The organism is Rhizobium sp. 42MFCr.1 (assembly GCF_000377185.1).
In the GTDB taxonomy this organism is placed as follows: Bacteria; Pseudomonadota; Alphaproteobacteria; order Rhizobiales; family Rhizobiaceae; genus Rhizobium; species Rhizobium altiplani.
Genome location: NZ_KB897833.1, coordinates 72,952 through 87,023, shown reverse-complemented (window position 1 = coordinate 87,023; position 14,072 = coordinate 72,952). Strand labels below are relative to the sequence as shown.

Sequence of the window (14,072 nt, the reverse complement as noted above, 5' to 3'; positions counted from 1 at the left end):
CCAAAGCCGTCAGCCGGCAGCGGCCCGCTCCCTGAGCAGGCGCCGGATGACCTTGCCTGTCGTGGTCAGCGGCAGTTCCGGGACAAATTCCACTTCGCGCGGATACTCGTGCATCGAAAGCCGCAACTTCACCCATTCGCTGATCTCGGACGCCAGCTGTTGGCTTGGCTCGAATCCTGGCGCCAGCACGACATAGGCCTTGACGATCTCGGTGCGAACGGGATCGGGCTTGCCGATGGCTGCGGCCAGCTGCACGGCGGGATGGCCGATGAGGCAGTCCTCGATTTCGGCTGGCCCGATCCGATAGCCTGAGGAGGTGATGACATCGTCATCCCGCCCGAAGAAGGTGACGTAGCCGTCCGCATCCTGGCGCCCGATATCGCCTGTCAGAAGCCAATCGCCGACAAACTTCCGCTCGGTCGCCCCGACGTCGTCCCAATAGCCGAGAAACATCACGGGATCCGGGCGGCGGATGGCAATCTGCCCAGCTTCGCCAACAGGAAGCTCCTTGCCGGCTTCGCTGACGATGGCCACACGATGCCCGGGCACCGGGCGTCCGATTGCGCCGGGACGACTGATTCCGATCGCGGCGCTCGACGAAAGCACGAAATTGCACTCCGTCTGGCCGTAGAACTCGTTGACCGTAATCCCGAGCGTCCGCTTGACCCATTCCAGCGTTTCGGCACCGAGCGACTCGCCCGCTGCGCCGATGGTGCGCAAGACGAGATCATATTTGGCACGTGGATCTGGCACCGATTTCAGTAGCCGCAAGGCCGTCGGCGGAATGAAACCGTTGCGCACCTTCATTTCGGCCATGATGCGATAAGCCATGTCGGCATCGAATTTCTGCGCCGGCGAGGAGACGACGGGAACACCGAGCAACAGGCTGGGCAGCAGCGCATTCAGCAAACCGCCAGCCCAGGCCCAGTCCGAAGGTGTCCAGACCTTGTCTCCGGCCTGCGGAAATCCCTCATGGGCAAACTGCATGCCCGGTATGTGCCCCGCCAGCACCTGATGACCGTGAAGCGCGCCCTTCGGCGGACCGGTCGTTCCCGACGTGAAGATCATCAGCGCCGGATCGTGGGGCGCGGTTTTCGCGACCTCGAACACCGGGGGATGGCTTTGGAGCAGCCCTGAAAAGTATCGCACGCCCTGTCGATCGCCGTCGACGCAGATCACTTCGGAAAGGTCAGGTAGTCGCTCGCGGATATGACTGATGCGGTCGAGCCCGAATGTGTTGGTGATGACGACGGAAGCGCCCGCGGTCCGCAGCCGGTATTCCAGCGCCTCGACGCCGAAGAGCAAGGCCAACGGCAGTGCGATCGCGCCGATCTTGTAGATCGCAACATGGGCGATAACGGTCTCGAACGACTGCGGCAGGAGCAGGGCGACCCGATCACCTTTCGTTACCCCCAAAGACACCAGCGCATTGGCGAGCGACGCCGACCGGTCGGCCAGCTCGCGGTAGGTCATGGAGAGATGATTGCCGTCAGGGCTGAAGTGCTCAAGGCAAACGCGATCAGGCGTCCGCGCCGCCCATTCGTCGCTCACCGCGCGGCCGATATTGAAATCCTCCGGTATTTCCCAGGCGAAATCACGGTAAAGGTCTTCGTAGCGATCGCGCTGCGGTAGTCTCATCGGCGAAAATCCAGTCAAATGCTGCAGCAGCTAACACCGAGAGCCCGGCACACGCAAGCGCGAGACCTTGCGATGGCTTCTCGATGGTCACAAAACTTTTGTGTGAGGAGCAGACACTTTCAAGCTTGCCGCGCTAGATCAAAGGGCGCTGGGTAGCGACTCGTTTGGAGCAATTTCATGGATTACGTCAAATTTGGCGGCACTGGCTTGGAAGTGTCGAAGATCTGCCTGGGTTGCATGACCTTCGGCGAACCTGGCCGTGGCAACCACAGTTGGACACTCGGCGAAGAAGACAGCCGGGCATTGATCAGACAGGCGCTCGATCTCGGCATCAACTTCCTCGACACCGCCAACACCTATTCGGACGGCTCCTCGGAGGAGATCGTCGGGCGCGCGATCCAGGACTTTTCAAAGCGGGACGAGATCGTGCTCGCGACCAAGGTCTTTAACCGCATGCGTCCGGGGCCGAACGGCGCCGGCCTGTCGCGCAAGGCGATCTTCGACGAGATCGACAACAGCCTGCGTCGCCTTGGCACCGACTATGTCGACCTCTATCAGATCCACCGGTTCGATTATACGACGCCGATCGAAGAAACGCTGGAAGCCCTGCATGATGTCGTGAAGGCAGGCAAGGCGCGCTATATCGGCGCCTCCTCCATGTATGCCTGGCAATTCGCCAAGATGCTCTATACCTCGCGCGCCAATGGCTGGACGCCATTCGTCAGCATGCAAGATCATCTGAACCTGCTCTACCGGGAGGAAGAGCGCGAAATGCTGCCCTTCTGCCAGGATCAGAAGATCGCCGTCATTCCCTGGAGCCCGCTCGCCCGCGGTCGGCTGACGCGCGACTGGGATGAGAAGACAACCCGCAGCGAGACGGACGAATTCGGCAAGACGCTCTACAAGCAGGCGGAAGACGCCGATCGTACCATCATCGGCGTTGTCGGAAAGCTGGCCGAAAAACATGGTGTCTCCCGTGCCCAGATTGCGACCGCCTGGATCCTGCAGAAGGGCGCCGTCACGGCGCCGATCATCGGCGCGTCGAAAGCCAAGCACTTGGCCGACGCCGTCGCCGCACTGTCCGTAAAGCTGGCCCCAGAAGACGTCGCCGCGCTCGAGGAACCCTATGTTCCCCACAGGGTCGAAGGTTTCAAATAACGCGACAGTTTGGAGAGTTGCCGGTCGCGGGCGTTGAGCCGGCGACCGCGGCCACTTCCGTTCAAGGATATTGCCATGACGACGATCCCCTTCGAAGCGCGCCGCTTTCAATCCACGGCCGCCTACTACACGCGCTATCGCGTTCCCTATCCCGATCAACTCATCGGGCAGGTTGCCAAGCGCGCCGGCCTCGTGGCCGGCGAGCGTGTGCTTGACCTTGGTTGCGGCCCCGGTCAGCTCGGCATTGCTTTCGTGCGGCTGGCCGGAGCAACGGTCACTGGCCTCGATCCGGAACCGGAAATGCTGGAGGCGGCGCGGACGGATGCAGCCGCCGTCGGTGTCAACGTCACCTTCATCAAGGGCTCTTCATACGATCTCGGCCCGCGCTTTGCGCCGCTCAAGATGACGGTCATGGGGCGTTCGTTTCACTGGATGGACCGCCTGGAGACGCTGAAGGCTCTCGATGAAATCACCGTGACTGACGGTTGCGTGGTGCTGTTCGGCGATCGCCACATCTCCTCGACGCCCGACTGGCGGCAGGCCGTCAACGAGATCGCCGAGAGCTTCGCACCGGAGCGCAATGCCAATCGCGAACGGCGGAAAAGCCCGGATTGGATTGAGCATGAAAGCATCCTCCTTCGCTCGCCCTTCGGTGATCTGGAGCGGATCTCCGTTGTGAGGGAGCGCAAGCTCGGCCTCGACGATATCGTCGGCCGCGCCTTCTCGACCTCGGTGACATCGCCACAGGCGCTTGGCGAAAGGACGGCAGCCTTCGAGGCCGAGCTTCGCGCCACCCTCCTCAAGCTTTCGCCCGAGGGCAGCTTCCTGGAGGTGGTGGAGATCGGCGGCCTGATTGCACGCCGCGGCTAGCCTTCGGTCCTGTTCTCAAGGGAGAGTGCATCGCGAGTCGCATAGAGAAAGCTGTCGGAGAGTTCACGGCTCTCGACGGCTCGCGCCAGGATCACCGCACCCATCATCGCTGAAAGCGTCGTAAAGCCCTTCTCGCGCCGTTCCTCTGGCGTCTTGCCGGACACAATCTTGGACAGAATATCAACGAGCATCGAAAGCCCATCGTTGAATGTCTCGCGCATCGCTCCGTGACTGCGACTGACTTCCTGGGCAAGCGAGGCGAAAACGCAGCTGCCGCCTGGGTCGTCGACGCTGCAGCGCGACAGATAGTGATTGAGCAGCGCATCGAACGGCCGCTCCGGCGCCGACGCGATGATCTCGTTCCAGCGAATCTTCACCTTCTCGATCAATGCGCGGCTCACTTCCAGCGCCAGCTCTTCCTTGGATTCGAAATGGCCGTAGAACCCGCCATGCGTCATCCCGGCAGCCTTCATGATCTCGGCGACGCCTATGCCGTCGAAACCCTTTTCGCGAAACAGCACCCCGGCAACCGTCAGGATCTTCTCGCGATTCTCGGCAAATTTCTCTCGGCTGACCCGCATTCGGTTCTCCGCAATTGGCAGCTTGACAATTTATATGACGTCAATCATCAATACGCAACAATTATGATGACCATCATCTAAAAGCTTCCGATAGTCTCCGGCAACCTCAAAACGGAACGGCCACATGGTATCGACTGCACTTGCTTCATCTCTGGCGCGACGCAACATCCACTATGGATGGGTGGTCGTTGCAGCAACCTTCCTGACCATGCTGGTGACCGCTGGCGCGATGGGCGCCCCCGGCGTCCTCATCAAGCCGCTCCAGGACGAGTTCGGTTGGGAAACTTCGCAGATATCTTCCGCGCTCGCCGTCCGGCTGATTCTGTTCGGGCTTATGGGACCGTTCTCGGCCGCTTTCATGAACTATTTCGGCATCCGCAAGGTTATCGTCTTCGCCATGGTCCTGATCGGCGGCGGCTTCGTCGGCTCGCTCTTCATGAGCGAACTCTGGCAGTTGCTCCTGCTCTGGGGAATCGTCGTCGGCTTCGGCACCGGGCTGACCGCAATGGTGCTCGCCGCAACCGTATCCGCCCGCTGGTTCACCAAGCATCGCGGCCTCGTGGTAGGCATGCTGTCGGCGAGTTCTGCGACGGGACAGCTGGTCTTCCTGCCACTGATGGCGGAGTTGACGGAACGGTACGGTTGGCGCGCAACAGTCTTTCTGGTCTGCGGCATGATCATGTTCGCCGCACTCATCGTACTGGCCTTCATGCGCGACCGCCCTTCCGACCTCAACCTGCCCGCCTTCGGCGAGGCACATATCACGCCACCGCCGCCAACCGAATCCGGGCTGCTGGCGATGCTGGCAACGCCGGTCACGGTTCTCAAGGAAATCTCCGGTACCTCGACCTTCTGGATCCTGTTCGCCACCTTCTTCATCTGCGGTCTCAGCACCAACGGCCTGATCCAGACGCATTTCGTCACGCTCTGCGGTGACTTCGGTATCATGCCGGTGGCTGCCGCCAGCGTTCTTGCCGTGATGGGCATTTTCGATTTCTTCGGCACGATCGGCTCCGGCTGGCTGTCGGACCGCTTCGACAATCGCTGGCTGCTCTTCTGGTATTACGGTCTGCGTGGCCTGTCGCTGCTGTTCCTGCCCTTCAGCAATTTCAGCTTCTACGGACTGTCGATCTTCGCGATCTTCTATGGCCTCGACTGGATCGCCACCGTGCCGCCGACCGTCAAGCTCGCCGCCGACCGTTTCGGTCGCGAAAAGGCGGGCCTCGTCTTCGGCTGGGTTTTCACAGGCCATCAGTTGGGAGCGGCGACCGCCGCCTACGGCGCCGGCTGGTCGCGCACCGAACTGCAGAGCTATCTGCCCGCCTTCTTCATTGCCGGCGCCTTCTGCCTGCTCGCCTCCGTCCTCGCGATCACGCTGAAGAAGTCGGCCGTCCATCAACCCGCCGCCGCGGTCGCGCATTGATACCGTTTCCGGCCGCACGTCGCGAGCCGGAAACTCCAACAAATCAACCCGAGAACTTCGCCCGCCGTCTTGCGCGCGCGGGCGAACGCATGCTAGACAGCCGCCTCGTCGGTATCCGTTGCCCCATTGGCGGAATTGGTAGACGCGCTCGACTCAAAATCGAGTTTCGAAAGAAGTGCTGGTTCGACCCCGGCATGGGGCACCAAAAATCTTCAAAAAAGTCAATTGCATACTGTAATTTCAACGGCTTAAGCTTCCATCTGCTACAGCAAACTGCTACAGCGAGGCATGGAAGACGTGGCTATTTATCCTTGGCTGACCCTCAGGGGCAGGACTTATTACCTCCGCGCTCCGGTACCGGCCGACATTCGTGGGTCGTTCGGCAAGGCGGAAATCTGGAAGTCTCTCCACACTCAGGACCGACGCACAGCCATTGATCGGCTGCGTCAGGAGAGCGCGGAGATCACCGATCTATTCGAAGTGGCAAGGAGACGGCAGGCGAAGCAGCTGGAACCAGCCCTTGAAGATTTTAACGAAGGACAGCTCAAGTCCATCCACGATGCCTACTTCGTCCACCTGTTGGAGGAGGATGACGAAACCCGTGAGGGCGGCTTTGAGGGTCGGGACTTCGATGAGGATGCTGAGTGGTTGGAAGCCTTAGACGCGGACAATCGGCATGACTTTGCCCGTGGAGGAATTTCGCATTTCATGCTGGACGAGGCCGCAGAGGTTTTGACATGGAGCAACGTTGATCTTCGCCTCAGCGAAACCTCCGCGAGCTGGGTGAAGGTGGTCAGGGAAATCTACAAGGCTCGTATCAAAGCGGATGAGGTTCGCCGCCAGCGCAATACCGGTGCTGTGGTGGAGACCCCCAAGGCCCCTCCAGCAGCCCCAAAACCTGCTGAGAAGGAAAAGCCCACGCTGGAGGATGCCAAGGGCTTCTACATCACAGAGAGGGTTTCAGGCAGCGAGTTCGCGCAGAAGAAGCGTAAGACCCGCCTGGAGGCCATGATGCGGCAGGTGAAGGAAGCTTTGGGTGGCGAGATACCTGCCCTTCCAGATTGGACCATCGACCACGCCTACAAGGTCCGTGATTACCTGCTGTCGAAGGAAGGAATTAAACCGTCCACGGTGCAACGTGATCTGAACGACCTGAAGGGCGTCTTCTCGCTCTACAAGGACAAGAAGCTCAGGAGCATGGACAACCCGTTCGCTCGTCTTGAGCTGCCCAACAGCCTTGTGCCGGACAAGGAGGTCCGTGTCCCTCTACCTGACGAGGTTGTCACGGGGACGCGCAAGCTCATCCTCGACAGGGCCAATCCCGACCTCAAGACCATATGGCGATTACTTGAGGGCACAGGGTGCCGAATGGCTGAAATCACCGGTCTAAGAGTTTCCGACATTGTGGTAGATGGAGACACGCCACATCTCAAGATCGTCGCGCATAAGGGACGGCGGCTCAAGAACGCCTCATCGAAGCGCGATGTTCCGTTGGTCGGTGATGCCCTTGCAGCGGCGCGGGAAGTAGTCACGGGCGCAGATACAAACCTGTTCGCGTTTCCACGCTACTCTGGACCTACAGGGCCAAACACGGCCTCTCAGTCCCTAATGAAGTGGCTGCGCAAGATCAGCACTGATCCACTACATGTCGTTCACTCTCTACGCCACAACATGGCCGATAGATGCGACCTTGCCGGGGTACATCCCACGGATAAGGAAGCGATACTTGGGCACCTCAAAGTGGGTGCGAGCGAGAAGCACTACGGCTCAGACGCGGTGAAGAGGGTGAGGCTGAAGCGAGCTATGGAGAAGGCATTCGGGATTAGCGAGATGCCAGGGGAAGCTCTTGCCGGTGAAATCACAGACGCATGAGATCGTGGCATTAAGGCTGCGGTAAGCCTCTTCAACGTTGCGGCTTGTCGCAGATTTAGCATTTGCCGATACTCCTCTTGATTGCTGGAGGTTCGCAATGCAATACATAATGGCTGCTGTGGTCGGCGCGGGTATTGGGTTCTTCGCTTTCTGTTTACTCGCGCCGCTGCTCCAGAGGCTGCGCGTTCCTGCAATACGACTTGACAGTCTATCAGAGAGCGAGAGGCGCTTCAGAGCGGTCTTTGCGATCATGGCAGAGCCGCAGCGGCAGTCGCTCATTGACTATCACATGCAAAGGCTGGGGTGCAGCAGAGAGCAGGCAATGCACTACGCTGTCGAAGACAGAGAACGAGACATCAATCGATGGTGAGCTGGGCGTGCGCCTTCTTAGCGGCTACCCGTTACCGATGATCTTACCAGCCTCGACCTTTGAGGAACCGCTCTCAGGCTCCTTAATAGCCTTGTCTTCCGCTGAGTTTTCTTCAGCGTGACGCTTACGCTCTGCCTCTTGGTCTTGAGCTTTGCGCTGATCGTGGTCGTCAGTTCCCGGCATAGCGATGTCCTCCTCTTCCGAGAGTACGGATTGTCTCACCACGCGCTGAAGCTGTCGATTCAGTTCGATTGATCGTGCTGCTCCAAATCGCAGCCCCGAGCGGGCGCTTAGCTCTTAAAATGAACCAGATCATCACCATCAACCAGTCTTCCATCCCCACCATGTCCAGCCGCGAGATCGCTGAGCTGACTGGCAAGCAACATGCTCATGTCATGCGAGATATCCGCATCATGCTCGAAGAGATCGGAGGCCAATCCAAATTTGGATCGACCTACCGTGATGCCCAAGACAAGCTTCGCGCCCAATACTCTCTCCCCAAGCGTGAGACCCTCATCCTCGTCTCTGGCTACAACGTCGAGCTTCGTGCCCGCATCATCGACCGCTGGATGGAATTGGAGCAGCAGGCACAGGGCACAGCCATCTCACTACCTGATTTCTCGAACCCCGCCATCGCGGCTCGTGCATGGGCTGAGCAGTTCGAGCAGCGCCCCGAGAGGGCGGTCAGTTCAGCTAAACCATTGATGAAGAATCCAGAAGTTGGATCGTGTCACTGGTGAGTTAATTATTTGAAAAATATATGTTTTATCCCATTGACACGGAATCGTCGCTGGAATCTAAGAGGTGCGTTCTGGCCGGAACGCATCACTTCAGCAACTCACCTTCAGGGGATACCACAGTGCATTCCGCAGCAGTCGAAGACAACAACATGACGGCCAAGCCCTACGCTATCATATGGAGCTTCTTTCATAGCTTCAGGTCATTCGAAGTGTACGCTCAGTTGGAGCGGTATCGACGGATAGATAGCTGGTTCAGCACAAGACACGAGGCTGGAACCTCCGAGTATTGGATGGGCCGTTTCTACGTGATCGTAAGCCGCCGCTGAGCAAGCGGTAGCCTCCAGCCCCGTGGAGTGATCTGCGGGGTCAATTCTTCACTTCGCTTGATAATGGCTTCACTCTCCTCGCCCTGCGCTTCACCGGAGCGAAGGCGCTGAGCTTCAAACTCCGCTACATCGAGCAGTTCAATGCGATGGAGGCTCAACTCAAACTGCCCGCGATCTGGCAGCATGCAATTCCCACCACGTCGAAAGACATCGATTCTTTCTTGTCGGGTGTCGACCCCACAGCGCGTTTGTCGTCTTGAATGATGTCGGACACCAGAGAAACACGAACGCTCGTCTATGGTCGGTACCACATAAGAAAGACCCGAACTGCAATTACCGCCCTCTTAAGGAGAGCGTAAAGACCTCGCTGGTGTGGAGACCAAGAACAAACAACCCCTGATTACACCTCACTTAAGGGAAGACCAAGAAGCAAGAGAGACAACATGAAAAAATAAAGATGGAATAGAAGATGACTGATGAAATCAGGATTACTCTATGGGAATTTTATGGATGAGATGATGGTGGATATATCTTCAATACATCATCAACAACAACCTCAACCTACTCTTCAGGTCTCCCTAAAGCTTACCTGAACGTAAGCGCGATTTTCGATGCGCATTGACGTCTGCGGGACTGATGAACGCCCACGCGGGGTAGCGTGATCCCGCTCTACCCGGCCGCAGTAGTCTTGGAGAAGTTGAATGGCAGCAGGTCGCCGATGTCGGCCGCTTCGCCCCGCTGCGGCAACTCAGTGAGCACGTGGCGTAGCCAGGCGAGCGGGTCGACGCCACAGGCACGGCAAGTCAGCATCAGACTGTAGATCACGGCGCTGGCCTTGGCTCCGTCGACGGTATCGCTGAACAGCCACGATTTTCTTCCGGTGGCAAAAACTCTGATCTCGCGTTCCAGAATGTTGTTATCGATCGGCATCCTGCCGTCGTTGGTGTAACGCGTCAGGTAATCCCATTGGTTCAGGGTGTAGGACACGGCATCGCCGAGCTTGGTATCCGGCACGATCTTTGGCGCGATGTTGTCGAGCCACGTCTTTAGGGCGTTCAGGACAGGCAAGCTGTGCTGTTGGCGGAAGCGGCGAATGCAGTCGACCTTCGTCTCCCCAGCGTCTGGGGTTTTGTCTCTTGCCTGCTTTTCGATCCGGTAGAGCTGCTCGAAGAACCGGAGTGCCTGTTCCGGCGGGCCGCCTCCATTCTTCCTGGTTTTGAGGGCCTCGACGAAGCGGCGCCTGGAATGAGCCATGCATCCGACATGGGTGGCGCCATTCAATGTGCGCCAGGCCGTGTAGCCATCAGTGACGAGTATGCCACGGTAGTCACCGAGGAAGGTCTGCGGGTGGATCTGACCGCGGCCGGGCTGGTAGTCGAGAAGTACGATCGGCTCGTCACTGTCCTCGCCGCTGCGGTACGCCCACATGTACGACGTGCTGGTGGCTTCCTTGTCCTTTTCCTTCAGCACCTGAACTGTCGTCTCATCGCCATGAATGAGAGGCTGCGATCGCAACCGCAGTTTCAGGGCATCATAGATGCGGTGCAGATGCTTCTCGCTTGAGCCGATCACCCAGTGAGCGAGAGCGCCGCGGCTGATCGGTACACCGGCCCGCTCGAATGTCTGAGCCACGCGGTAAAGCGGTGTGCCGTCGACGTATTTGTGGACGAGCGCGAAGGCTAACGTCGAGGCGGTAGCGATGCTGCCCGGCAGGGGCTGCGTCGGCATCGGTGCGATCACGACGGGCGTGTTGATCCCGGTGCGGTCGCAATGGCGGCAAGCGTACTTGAACCGCACATTCTGTAGGACCTTTGCCTTGACCTCGATATGGAGCTGCTCGGTAACAGCCTCGCCCATGCGATGCATCTGACCCTGGCAGCAGGGACAAGACTTCTGATCGTCGGGGAGGTCATACTCGACACGCTCGCGGGGCAGGTCTTCCGGCAGAGGTCTGCGTCCACGCTTCTTTCCCGTTTGACCTTCTACCGGTGGCAGGCCGGTGTCTGGAAGCTCGACAGCATCGCCTTCCTCGCTGTCATCCTCGACCGCAGCCTCTTCGGCCTCGTTGAAGAGACGGTCAATGTGCTTTTCGCTGCGCGGTGCAAAGCGATGCAGCTTTGCAAGCGCCAGCTCCTCCTCAAGCTTGACGACTCGCTGCGATAGCGCTTCCTTCTCGGCTTTGAGCGCAGCGATTTCGGCAGCATTGGCTGCCAATTGCGCCATCAGTTCTGCAATGCTCGGTTCGCCGGTGCGAGTCATCAGATTCTTGAATCTGAACCGTCCCTGCGCGTCAATCGCAATTCGCCATCCTCAGCCGGCGATCTGATACTGCCGCACGGGATGGCGGATCATCGCATCGATATCGATGCCGTCGAGAATCCAGTGAAGCTGTTCTGTCGTCAGCACAACGACCGGCACCTCCCGGCGGGGCCAACGGAACCTGTCTTCCGTCAATTTCTTCAGCACCATCACAAAACCGGACCGATCAAAAAACAGAAGCTTCATCCGGTCGTGACGGCGATTGCAAAAGGCAAAGACCGCGGGAGCAAAGGGATCAAGCTCCATCACCTCTTGCACCAGAACCGCAAGGCTGTTGATGCCCGCGCGGAAGTCGATCGGTTCCCGATGCAGGTAGACCTTGAGGTCAGCGCCCAGCCTGAACATGACTCAACGCTCCTATGATCGCCGCCAGTCCATCAACATCGCTGCACTCCACCGTCAGGCTGACCCCGTTCGGCAGCACCGCGCTCACCTTGGATGCATGAGATCGTTTGCCGACCGGCTCCGCCTTCGTCAGTGGACCGCTGGCAGAAGACGAGTGCATATCCGCAGCTATCTGAACCGGAACGAACGCCGAGACCACAGGCAAAGCACGATCTTCTCTGGCTCTCCTCACCCACTTGCGAACGAGATTGGCGTTGACGCCGTGCTCCAGAGCTAGACGCGAGAGCGAAACGCCGGGCTCTAAACACGCTGCGACAAGCTGATCTCGGGAGGCAGGGTCATATCGACGGCGGCCGTCGCGACCAACAAGCCGCACCTGCAGTTTAGGAGCATCTTCATCCATGATTTGGTGTCCACCTATTTTTTGGTGGACACTTCATGCCTCAGAGCGCTGCGCCTCAAAAGGCGCACTGAAATTCGCGCTTACACCTGAACATAGCCCGCACGGTTCATGAACGAACGCTCGACTGCTGAGAGTGCGGCGACGGGTCAGTCTCTGACCGGTCAAACGTTCTCGTGGTTTTGGTGAACCTCAAGGCCCTTCTGGTCCCTCGTTGGGATGAGGAGGGCTTTTTGCTTTCATCCGACCACGAGGTCCGAACTCACCACGATCACCAAACCTAACGAGAATTTCATGCACAACGAAACTGCCGCTGCCGGTGCAGAGGGTGGCGAAGCTTTGCCTTCGATCACGCCCGCTGCGAGCAGCTCCGATCTTGTCGCCCCGATCAAGATCACCATCAGGCCCACGAAGGTGGGACATCGGGGTCAATACTACGAGGTCTTGCATGACGGTCATCTCCTGATCGCGAAGACCCGCAATCCCTCCCTCGATGCGTGCCGCGTCTTGGTCTCCCTCGGCCATGTCGGGTCGCTTGAGGTCTGGGATGAGGAGCGGTCCTATCCCCGTCTTCGCGTCCGCGACATCGTCAGGGCTGCTGCTCTGACGGTAGCCGAGGGTGAGCTTCACGGTCCTCGCATCGTTCCGTATCGAGCTATGGAGGACGACCATGTCCAGCGGCTCAAATTACGCTCGAAGGAGGCTGCCTGATGTGTAACCCCGCAGCTCTCGTGTCCTTCGCGGTCAGCTCGGTCTCCGCCATCGCTGGCTATCAGGGCGAAGTTGCTGCTGCAAATCAGCAGAACGCGCTCTACAAACAGAACGCCCTCAACGCCCAACAGGCCGCTCGCGACCAGTACGTCCAGACCCAGCAGCGAATGATGCAGGAACAAGTGAAGGGCGCTGAGGAGAAGAACGACAACATCCAAGAAGCCCGCGCTGCCAAGGCAACAGCCGCAGTAGCTGCCGGTGAATCTGGTGTGACCGGTCTCTCCGTTGATGCCCTCCTGGCTGAATATGATGGCCGTGCCTCTAAGGCGAATGATCGCATCGACGAGAACACCGACTGGACGATGTCTCAGCTCAACACCGAAATGAAGAGCATCCAGACGAACGCTCAGGACCGCATCAACTCGGTTCAGCGTGCGGCCAAGCCGAGCTTCTTTGATGCTGGTCTGAGGATCGCTGCTGCCGGGATGGACGAGACGAAAGGATACATCGACCGTAATCCCAGCTCCCCAACAGCTCGCCTGATGACGAAAAGCTTCTTGTGAGCGAGGCGTTCAGCCTTGGTCTTCTACCCAGCCAGGGTCAAGCTGGCGACTACTTCTCTCACCATCACCACACCCAATAGCAGCCGTGGCTTCACCCACGCTGTAAGGAGAACCCATGACCTATCCGCGCATTGCTACTATGACCATAGACCCCCATGACGAGGACAAGCCGACATTCAGCCTCCGTATGGCTGAACTGGACGGTGAAATGCATTACCTCGCCAAGGATATCTGCTCCCTTTACGACCTTCGGGTCGATGACGACGGTGATTACCGGTCAGTACTGAGCCAGTTCGAAATCCCGTTCCGGGAATTGATGGTAGACAGCCAGGGTGGGCTTATCGGCCCCGTCGCATTGATGACCGAGACTGCTCATAAGCAGCTCGTGGCTGAAGTCCTGAAGCTACACAGCACGGTCTAACGCCAGACCTGCATTCTTTCTTATGCGGTACCGACCAAGGACGAGCGCTTGAGCTTTCAGGGTACCTTTGTGGTACCTGAGGCCGAACGCGCGTCTACGGTCGATTTCCTGAAGTCTGTATGAGGCGATCTGAAACGATGGCCCCTGCCTGCCCCTTCCGCTGACATACCCCCCCACTTTTTGGGAAGTCTCCGTCGCTGTATCCAGCAGTGTCAGCGGAAGGGAGGTCGAAATATCCGACGAAAAATTTCGAGACCTCAATCAGATAATAGGAATCACCAGCTTCCCCCGGTGCCCCCGTCATGCAACCTACCTACAGGGGTTTACAACCCCGC

The 14,072-nt window shown here is 58.7% G+C and carries 14 protein-coding genes and 1 tRNA gene; 10 read left to right on the top strand and 5 right to left on the bottom strand.

The window, feature by feature from the left end; translation table 11 throughout:
- Positions 1-9 precede the first annotated feature (9 nt).
- Positions 10-1,638: an AMP-binding protein gene (locus C934_RS0116910; RefSeq protein WP_018857839.1), complete on the bottom strand. Its 1,629-nt coding sequence runs from the start codon at positions 1,636-1,638 to the stop codon at positions 10-12.
- A 177-nt stretch (positions 1,639-1,815) separates the two neighbouring features.
- On the opposite strand from C934_RS0116910, the gene C934_RS0116905 reads away from it, so the two are divergent.
- Both C934_RS0116905 and C934_RS0116900 read left to right on the top strand, forming a co-directional pair.
- Complete coding sequence (locus C934_RS0116905; protein WP_018857838.1) at positions 1,816-2,796, top strand: aldo/keto reductase; 981 nt, start codon at positions 1,816-1,818, stop codon at positions 2,794-2,796.
- A gap of 75 nt (positions 2,797-2,871) precedes the next feature.
- Positions 2,872-3,666 carry a class I SAM-dependent methyltransferase gene (locus C934_RS0116900; protein ID WP_018857837.1) on the top strand — a complete coding sequence of 265 codons (795 nt, stop codon included), beginning with the start codon at positions 2,872-2,874 and terminating at the stop codon, positions 3,664-3,666.
- Here the strand turns inward: C934_RS0116900 and C934_RS0116895 are convergent.
- Positions 3,663-4,247: a TetR/AcrR family transcriptional regulator gene (locus C934_RS0116895; protein ID WP_018857836.1), complete on the bottom strand. Its 585-nt coding sequence runs from the start codon at positions 4,245-4,247 to the stop codon at positions 3,663-3,665. The two genes, C934_RS0116900 and C934_RS0116895, sit on opposite strands and share 4 nt — an antisense overlap.
- Positions 4,248-4,371: 124 nt before the next feature.
- Between C934_RS0116895 and C934_RS0116890 the strand changes: the two genes are divergently transcribed.
- The 5 genes from C934_RS0116890 to C934_RS33725 all read left to right on the top strand — a co-directional run bounded on the left by C934_RS0116890 (position 4,372) and on the right by C934_RS33725 (position 9,238).
- Positions 4,372-5,670 (top strand): MFS transporter, encoded by a 1,299-nt coding sequence (locus tag C934_RS0116890; protein ID WP_018857835.1) that lies wholly within the window; start codon positions 4,372-4,374, stop codon positions 5,668-5,670.
- 120 nt (positions 5,671-5,790) lie between these two features.
- Positions 5,791-5,875 (top strand) — tRNA-Leu (locus C934_RS0116885).
- 83 nt (positions 5,876-5,958) lie between these two features.
- Entirely contained in the window at positions 5,959-7,542 is a 1,584-nt protein-coding gene (locus tag C934_RS0116880) for a DUF6538 domain-containing protein (RefSeq protein ID WP_018857834.1), read from the top strand.
- A gap of 672 nt (positions 7,543-8,214) precedes the next feature.
- Complete coding sequence (locus C934_RS32025; RefSeq protein WP_083929864.1) at positions 8,215-8,652, top strand: Rha family transcriptional regulator; 438 nt, start codon at positions 8,215-8,217, stop codon at positions 8,650-8,652.
- Positions 8,653-9,010: 358 nt separating this feature from the next.
- The gene (locus tag C934_RS33725; RefSeq protein WP_083929862.1) at positions 9,011-9,238 is read left to right on the top strand and encodes a Rha family transcriptional regulator; all 228 of its coding nucleotides are present in this window, start codon (positions 9,011-9,013) and stop codon (positions 9,236-9,238) included.
- A gap of 409 nt (positions 9,239-9,647) precedes the next feature.
- Here C934_RS33725 and tnpC read toward each other — a convergent pair whose 3' ends face one another.
- The 3 genes from tnpC to tnpA are packed head-to-tail and all read right to left on the bottom strand — an operon-like array spanning position 9,648 to position 12,045.
- Positions 9,648-11,237 (bottom strand): IS66 family transposase, encoded by a 1,590-nt coding sequence (gene tnpC, locus C934_RS0116855; RefSeq protein ID WP_018857829.1) that lies wholly within the window; start codon positions 11,235-11,237, stop codon positions 9,648-9,650.
- A 51-nt stretch (positions 11,238-11,288) separates the two neighbouring features.
- The gene (gene tnpB, locus C934_RS0116850) at positions 11,289-11,642 is read right to left on the bottom strand and encodes an IS66 family insertion sequence element accessory protein TnpB (protein ID WP_018857828.1); all 354 of its coding nucleotides are present in this window, start codon (positions 11,640-11,642) and stop codon (positions 11,289-11,291) included.
- Entirely contained in the window at positions 11,623-12,045 is a 423-nt protein-coding gene (gene tnpA / locus C934_RS0116845) for an IS66-like element accessory protein TnpA (RefSeq protein WP_018857827.1), read from the bottom strand. The genes tnpB and tnpA overlap by 20 nt, the downstream gene beginning before the upstream one ends.
- Positions 12,046-12,336: 291 nt before the next feature.
- On the opposite strand from tnpA, the gene C934_RS0116840 reads away from it, so the two are divergent.
- The 3 genes from C934_RS0116840 (at position 12,337) to C934_RS0116830 (ending at position 13,737) form a co-directional block, all read left to right on the top strand.
- Positions 12,337-12,753 carry a hypothetical protein gene (locus tag C934_RS0116840; RefSeq protein WP_018857826.1) on the top strand — a complete coding sequence of 139 codons (417 nt, stop codon included), beginning with the start codon at positions 12,337-12,339 and terminating at the stop codon, positions 12,751-12,753.
- Positions 12,753-13,316, top strand: a complete 564-nt coding sequence (locus C934_RS0116835; protein ID WP_018857825.1) for a virion core protein, T7 gp14 family — start codon at positions 12,753-12,755, stop codon at positions 13,314-13,316. Before C934_RS0116840 ends, C934_RS0116835 begins: the two co-directional genes overlap by 1 nt.
- Positions 13,317-13,455: 139 nt before the next feature.
- Complete coding sequence (locus C934_RS0116830; RefSeq protein WP_156828758.1) at positions 13,456-13,737, top strand: hypothetical protein; 282 nt, start codon at positions 13,456-13,458, stop codon at positions 13,735-13,737.
- Positions 13,738-14,072 lie beyond the last annotated feature (335 nt).

What these genes read in the sequence shown, in the direction of transcription:
- C934_RS0116905 (WP_018857838.1), top strand. Translation starts at nt 1,816, where the DNA reads ATGGATTACGTCAAATTTGGCGGCACTGGCTTGGAAGTGTCGAAGATC.
- C934_RS0116835 (WP_018857825.1), top strand. Translation starts at nt 12,753, where the DNA reads ATGTGTAACCCCGCAGCTCTCGTGTCCTTCGCGGTCAGCTCGGTCTCC.
- C934_RS0116880 (WP_018857834.1), top strand. Translation starts at nt 5,959, where the DNA reads ATGGAAGACGTGGCTATTTATCCTTGGCTGACCCTCAGGGGCAGGACT.
- tnpA (WP_018857827.1), bottom strand. Translation starts at nt 12,045, where the DNA reads ATGGATGAAGATGCTCCTAAACTGCAGGTGCGGCTTGTTGGTCGCGAC.
- tnpC (WP_018857829.1), bottom strand. Translation starts at nt 11,237, where the DNA reads ATGACTCGCACCGGCGAACCGAGCATTGCAGAACTGATGGCGCAATTG.
- C934_RS0116830 (WP_156828758.1), top strand. Translation starts at nt 13,456, where the DNA reads ATGACCATAGACCCCCATGACGAGGACAAGCCGACATTCAGCCTCCGT.
- tnpB (WP_018857828.1), bottom strand. Translation starts at nt 11,642, where the DNA reads ATGTTCAGGCTGGGCGCTGACCTCAAGGTCTACCTGCATCGGGAACCG.
- C934_RS0116890 (WP_018857835.1), top strand. Translation starts at nt 4,372, where the DNA reads ATGGTATCGACTGCACTTGCTTCATCTCTGGCGCGACGCAACATCCAC.
- C934_RS0116895 (WP_018857836.1), bottom strand. Translation starts at nt 4,247, where the DNA reads ATGCGGGTCAGCCGAGAGAAATTTGCCGAGAATCGCGAGAAGATCCTG.
- C934_RS0116910 (WP_018857839.1), bottom strand. Translation starts at nt 1,638, where the DNA reads ATGAGACTACCGCAGCGCGATCGCTACGAAGACCTTTACCGTGATTTC.
- C934_RS0116840 (WP_018857826.1), top strand. Translation starts at nt 12,337, where the DNA reads ATGCACAACGAAACTGCCGCTGCCGGTGCAGAGGGTGGCGAAGCTTTG.
- C934_RS32025 (WP_083929864.1), top strand. Translation starts at nt 8,215, where the DNA reads ATGAACCAGATCATCACCATCAACCAGTCTTCCATCCCCACCATGTCC.
- C934_RS0116900 (WP_018857837.1), top strand. Translation starts at nt 2,872, where the DNA reads ATGACGACGATCCCCTTCGAAGCGCGCCGCTTTCAATCCACGGCCGCC.